The sequence below is a fragment of the Candidatus Nanopelagicales bacterium genome (assembly GCA_018003655.1).
GTDB lineage: Bacteria > Actinomycetota > Actinomycetes > S36-B12 > UBA10799 > JAGNDY01.
This window is the reverse complement of sequence record JAGNDY010000091.1, coordinates 1-6,521: the sequence shown is the minus strand read 5'-3', so window position 1 is coordinate 6,521 and position 6,521 is coordinate 1. Positions and strand designations below refer to the sequence as shown.

Here is a 6,521-nt window from a genome sequence, read left to right as displayed (position 1 = left end):
GAGGCTGCTCAGTTGCTCAAGTACCGAGCGTTCGGCCTGGTCCTCACGAGTCCGCTTGAGCGGGCGGCAGACACTGCCAAGCTCGCCGGGCTGACGGCTGACGACACCGACGACAATTTGTTGGAGTGGGACTACGGCGCGTGGGAAGGCCGCACGACCCTCGACATTCGCGCGGAACTCGGCCAACCTGACTGGGTCATTTGGGATCATCCGGTCCCGCCCGGTAAGACGCCCGGTGAAACGACCAATCAGGTCGCGGAACGCTGCCGGAAGGTACTTGCCAGATGTGAGCCGGTCCTTGGGCAGGGCCGCGACTGCGCCCTCGTCGCACACGGCCACGTCCTGCGAATCCTCACGGCTACCTGGCTCGGGTTGTCCTCGGACATGGGTCGGCTGTTCGAACTCGATCCAGGTGCGTTGAGCATGCTGGGCTACGAACGCGACCAGCGGGTCTTGACGGGTTGGAATATCACCGCCGAGGGCGACTGAACCCGAGGCTTGCGGGGGGACGGGCGCAACCATCTCTATGGTGGAACAGTTCAAGCAACGCGACCGACATCGAAAGGACGTCGATCCATGAGGCATCTGTTGCTCGAGGCCCTGGCACAGCGTGATTTGGCTGCGAAGTCCGCCACCTTTGCCGCGGCCGCAAATGTCGGCTCCACCTTTGCCCCGAACCTGCTTCCACGCAAGCCAATCGATCAGGCGATAGCCACTGGCGCCTCCGCAGCCGTGACGTACGGAATCGCCAACATGACCCAGTCATTCATCGACGGCTTCTCTCGCCGGGTGGCGCCGGGCCGGGAGCGTTCTCGCACGGAGAGTCGCAAGTACCTCAACACGATTGCCAACCTCACGGCGGTCGGCGTGGGCCTGGGTTTGCAGCGTGCCTTCCCGGCTCAGCGTGGAGAACCTGTCAAGCGGGCGGCAGTTCGAACCCTCGGGTGGCAGGTGACCGCTTCGGGGTTGGTGGGAGTTGGCATCACGGCGACTGTGGGGCTGGCTGAGGAGTACGCCCGTCGCCGAGGTGGGAAACTCCACCCAGCCGTGGTTCCCCTTGGGTTCATTGTGGGATCAGTGATGTCAGCTTCGGAGATCGTCTGGTACCGGCGCAATCAGGCGGGTCAGCAGGCAGTGACGCAATCCCTTCCGCAGGGCCTTTTGGTGATGGGAGGCCTCTCGGCGCTCGGCTATGCCGAGACCCGGTTTGCTCGCCTCATTGCCGCAGGCGTGCGCCGCACGGTTCCTGGGCTCGCGCTCCTGGCCGAACCCATAGGGCATGCAGTTGGTTTGGGTGCCTTGGCCGGGGCTGTGGGTATCGGGATGGACTATGCCTACCGACAAGCCGAACAGGGTGGTGCTGCCATCGAAGAGGCCTACGACGAGCCACCGATTGCCACCGGTGTCAGCGGTGGCCCGGGCTCGCAAATCACGTGGGCGTCACTGAGCCGCGAAGGACGCCGGTTTGTCAACATGGCGCTGACGCCGGACGAAATCGCAGGTGTCACGGGAACACCGGCGCAGGCGCCGATCCGGGCCTTCGTTGGGCTCGACTCAGCTCCCACGGTCGATGCGCGGGTAGCAACAGCGATGGACGAACTTGAGAAGCTCGGTGCCTTCGAGAAATCAGTGCTCTGCCTGTGTTCTCCAACTGGGACCGGCTACATCAACTACGTGATGGCCGAGACACTGGAATACGCCACCGATGGCGATTGTGCGATCGTGGCGCTGCAGTATTCGCTGCGACCGTCGTTCTTGTCGTTGGACCGCGTGAAGCTCGGCCGCGAGCAGAACCGGGCATTGCTGCATGCGGTACACGGGCGCTTGATGGGGATTAGCCCCGACCGGCGTCCACGGCTGGTGGCCTTCGGCGAGAGTCTCGGAGCTCACACGTTGCAGGACGCATTCATGCACGAGGGAACGAGCGGACTGCACCGCGCAGGGATTCAGCGAGCCCTGTTCATCGGGACGCCCGCAGAGAGCAAGTGGATGGAGCAATGGCAACTCGACCCGGCTCGCTACGACCCCAATCACGAGGTCGTCCAAGTAGCCTCCTACGGCGAGTGGCAGCGACTCTCGCCCGAGGCGCAACTGGCGTGCCGCATCATTCTGCTGACCCACCACGAGGATCCGATCAGCAAATTCTCGCCAGCCTTGATGGTCCAGGCTCCCGAATGGATGAGCGAGGGTCCAGGTCGGTCGCCTGCCCTGGCCGATGGCGTCAACTGGCAGCCCTTCACCTCCTTTGTGCTGACAGCGGTCGACATGAAGAACGCCACCGAGGTAGTTCCTGGCAAGTTCGAGGCGAGGGGACACGACTACCGCGCGGATCTTGCGCGATTCACCGTGTTGGCGTTTGACCTGCAAGTCGGCGCCGAACTGCTTGCTGACATTGAAGTCGCGCTGCGGGCGCGAGAGTTGCAATGGGCCGAGCAGCGGCTCAAAGCCGAGAAGCGCGCCCAAGCCATGGAAGCGATCAATCGGCAACTCGCATCGTGGGGTGTCTCCGACTCAGCCCCTGGGAGCCCGTCGATCACCGCAACGGCCGCCGGAGCCTTCGTTAACTCTGAGGGCTCCGACGGCACCGGTGGCTCCGGCCAGGCCGCGCTGCCCATTGATGACAATCTGCTGGTCGGCGCCAGCGGCGGGGGCGACCCGGCAGAAGGCGTGCATTGACGTGGCACAGGATTTCGGCAAAGCCGAACTCGGCAAGCTCTTCACCGAAAAGCACGCCGAGGCGGTCCGCGAGTTGGGCCGATTCAACCTCGCCGTTTTCGGCAAGACCGGGGTCGGCAAATCGACGCTGATCAACGCGGTATTCGGTCGGCAAGTGGCCGCGACCGGAACGGGCGCGCCGGTAACGACTGGGTTGGAGTACTACGAACACCCCGACGGCATCCTCGGACTGTACGACTCCCAGGGGTTTGAAACCGGCCATGCCGGCGACGCGGTACTGCGCGGCCTGGAGCAGATCGTCAACGAGAGCCGCGCACAGCCGATCGAGCGACAGATCCACGCTGCCTGGTATCTGGTGCGGTGGAGTGACCGACGCTTTGAATCGGCCCAGGCCGAGTTTGTCAGGCGCCTGTCGGAATTGGTTCCGGTCGTCTTCGTGCTCAGCCAGGTTCCGATGGCCGCCGATGGTCGGATTCACCAAGATGCGATCGCGCTGGCCCGATACATCGAGTCGTATGACCTGCCGATCTCGCCCTGGAACTCCGTCATCCTTACCAATGCTTTGCCCGACGACTTCCTCAAGACGATGGTGTTTGGCCTCGACACTTTGCTAGACGCAACCTTCGCAACGGCGCCGGAGGCCACCCGCCGGGCACTGATCGCCGCGCAACTGGTCAATAAGGAGCGTAAAAGACAGGCTGCTACGACGATTGTCAAAGCGGCTGCCTCGTCGGCATTAGCCACCGGCATCACACCCATCCCGTTCTCCGACGCCGCGATCTTGATCCCACTGCAGATCGCCATGATCGCGCGAATCACCGCTGTCTACGGGTTGACGGTCCCCGCCTCCAAAATGGCGGCACTAGTGGGCTCGCTGATGTTGTCCAGTGGAGCAACCACTGCAGGGCGCTGGCTGGTGGGATCGATCCTGCGGATGACCCCAGGTGGGCAGATCCCGGCGATGGCAATCTCCGGTGCCGTCGCGGGCACCCTGACCAGCGCAATCGGACGCGCCTGGATAGAGGTATGCGAGCGGATGCTCGAACACGACGCCGCGGGCTCTCCGTTGGATACCGATGCCCTGCAGGAACTGTTTCGGCAGGAGTTCAAGCGACGCTTCCGTACCAACCAGCATTAACGGGCCTCGCGGCCTCGTTCCGCTGGTCCGCTAGGCCTTGGCCCCCACGGCCAGGACGCTTTCTAGCGACTCGATCAGGCAGTCGGTCAGCTGATCGGGGTTTTCCACCGCGCCTCGGTCGATATTGACTCCGAGGAAGCACTTGCCGTCGTAGGACATCAGGGCGACGTTCACTGCGGCGCCACCCTTGGGTGCGAAGGGAATCATCGATTCCAACTTGGCCCCAGCGAAGTACACGGGGATCGGTGGCCCGGGCACGTTGGTGGCAGCGAAGTCAGTGCCCTTCATGAGTCCACCGGCGATGTTGGTGGTGAGTGCTTTGGGCAGCACCGTCAACAGTTGGTAGATGACGTCAGAGAGGGGGAGTGCTGGTTCGTCCCTGGCCTGCACGAGCATTGGGTGCAGTTGCTTCATCCTGTCCTTGGCGTCGGTGACCGTGATCGGGACGGCAAACCGGGCCGGCACCCACTGGTTTCCACTGCTGACATCGCCGAGAGCGCGCACGCTGATGGGCATGTTGACTCGCAGCGCATCGGGAACTTCACCGTGGGCCTGGTGGTACAGGTACAGGCCTCCGGTGACGGCCGCCATGAAAGCGTCGTTGATGGTTCCCTTGACCGCCTTGGCCGCAGCTTTCAGATCATCAAGGGGAATCTCGATGACTGAGAACGCCACGGACAGAGAACGATTGGTCCACAGCGGTGACAACGGCTTGGATGCAGGCGCCAACAGCCGTGAGGCGGAGGCGACCCACTCCTGACCGCCGACGACGGCTCCGCCGGGGTCGGTGACGGCTTTGCGCGCGAGCCCGGCGGCGTATTTGGTGCCGGACTTGGCGTCCTTGAGTAGGCCCTTGGCTTCAAACTCGACACCCTGCTCGATGCGATCTGCGGCGTCGGAAACTCGCACCCGCGGAGCGTCAGGCATGGGCCCGAGATCGGTTTCGAAATCGGGAGTCAACTCGAACAGCGAGGCGGCCATTTGCATGCCACCCATTCCATCGGTGATCGAGTGGTGGAGCTTCATGATGAATGCGGACTTGCCCCGGGCGAGACCGGTAACGATGTGCAGTTCCCAGAGCGGCCGGGCGCGGTCGAAGTCCTGTTCGCTGATTCGTTCGGCCAGTTCCAGCACCTCCGGCATTCCGGCGTTCTTGCCAGGAACTCTTTCCCATCGGAGGTGGTAACCGAGATCAAAGTTGGGGTCGGTCTCCCACCGGGGAGGCAGGAGGGAGAAGGGGTTGCCGACCGCACGCTGCCGCAGCTTGGGGTTGGCAAGAGTCATCCGTTCGATTCGCTCATTGACCACTGCCCGGTCGGGGACCTTGTCGAGGTTGACGACCAAGGAGATCACCGATCGAAGGACTGGGTCACCCTCAACCCCGTACATGACTGCGTCAAATGCGCCCATTCGTGGATCAATGTCATTCATGGGGTACATCGTGGTGGATTGAGACGGCTTTTGCGACCCGATGCTGAGAAGATGCGGCTGTGTCAGTGACGAACTCCCCAACCAGAGCTCTGCCCGCACCGTTGTTGCGACATCTTGTGGTTGGTGGCCTAAAGTCCTACGGCGATCCACCGACCCGGGTCCCGTTGGCGCCGTTGACCTTGGTCTTCGGACCGAACTCCGCCGGCAAGTCGTCATTGTTGTCGACGCTGACTCTGCTGCGGCAGACGATGGCGTCCGAGCGACCGTTCCAACTGCGCACCCGGGGCGACTTAGCGGACGTCGGGTCCTTCCGCCTGGCTGTGCACCGCCACGATGCGAACCGTCGAATCACCCTCGGCATCGGATTTACCTCACCGAACCAGACCGGACAGAGCTTGCTGTCGGGCGACACAGTGCGCGAGCTGACTTTCGGCTATGGCTGGGACAGCGGAGAAGAGTGCCCCGGCGACACCCGATTCAGTATTGATCTGGACGGCTACCGGGCACAGTTCGATGTGGATGACGAGGGCCGTCACGATGGCGCTGCCGAGAGTTCCGAGTGGGTCGACTTCCTCACCTCCCTCGCCTTGGCCAGAGAAGTACTTCCGCCGCTGTCGCCGGTCCTCACCCCCGCAGTGATGCGCAACCGGGATGACGACGATCCGGACGGTGCATTGGCCCAGGGTGATCCAGTGGCAGCGATCCGTCTGCGGCTGGCCGTACAGCTGCACTCCGAGTTGATCGAGGTCCTGTCCCGAATCGCCTACATCGGTCCGATTCGGGCGCGCCCAGAACGAACCTCGAGTTTGAGTACGACTGCGTATCGATACGTCGGACCTGAAGGCGAACACACCACCGAGGTGCTGTCGGACAACCCAGATCTGGTGGGTCGGGTTAACGAGTGGTTCGGCCAGATGGGCATCGGTTATGAGGTGCGAATCGTCACCCCGGCCTCGGCCGAGGTTTCCATGACCGCCGGTGACTTTGCGGTCCTTGGTCTCGTGGACGTGCGTGAATCGAAACCGAGCCTGGTGTCGTCTCGAGCAGTGGGCTACGGCATCAGCCAGATCACCCCGATCGTCGCCCAGTCCCTGCTAAGCCGAAATGGCATGTTGCTCATTGAGCAACCGGAGGTTCACATCCACCCGAAACTGCAGGCCGAGGTTGGCGACCTGTTGATTCACTCCGTGCAGGAACGTGGCAATCAGTTGCTGGTGGAAACTCATTCCGAGCACCTCCTGCTCAGACTCCTGCGTCGTGTGCGGGAAGGCGTCCT

Annotated in this window: 5 protein-coding genes; 4 read left to right on the top strand and 1 reads right to left on the bottom strand. The window is 63.0% G+C overall.

Annotated elements, in window-relative coordinates:
- From KAZ48_09955 to KAZ48_09945, 3 genes are all read left to right on the top strand, one after another.
- Nucleotides 1-489: histidine phosphatase family protein (locus KAZ48_09955; GenBank protein MBP7973113.1), on the top strand; the 489-nt coding region annotated here is incomplete at its 5' end.
- 87 nt (nucleotides 490-576) lie between these two features.
- Nucleotides 577-2,676: an alpha/beta-hydrolase family protein gene (locus tag KAZ48_09950; protein MBP7973112.1), complete on the top strand. Its 2,100-nt coding sequence runs from the start codon at nucleotides 577-579 to the stop codon at nucleotides 2,674-2,676.
- Between the two features lies 1 nt (nucleotide 2,677).
- Entirely contained in the window at nucleotides 2,678-3,814 is a 1,137-nt protein-coding gene (locus KAZ48_09945; protein ID MBP7973111.1) for a DUF697 domain-containing protein, read from the top strand.
- Nucleotides 3,815-3,844: 30 nt separating this feature from the next.
- Here the strand turns inward: KAZ48_09945 and KAZ48_09940 are convergent, their stop codons facing one another.
- Nucleotides 3,845-5,245 (bottom strand): DUF1298 domain-containing protein, encoded by a 1,401-nt coding sequence (locus KAZ48_09940; protein MBP7973110.1) that lies wholly within the window; start codon nucleotides 5,243-5,245, stop codon nucleotides 3,845-3,847.
- Between the two features lie 59 nt (nucleotides 5,246-5,304).
- On the opposite strand from KAZ48_09940, the gene KAZ48_09935 reads away from it, so the two are divergent.
- A partial coding sequence (locus KAZ48_09935) for an AAA family ATPase (protein ID MBP7973109.1) occupies nucleotides 5,305-6,521 on the top strand: 1,217 nt, incomplete at its 3' end.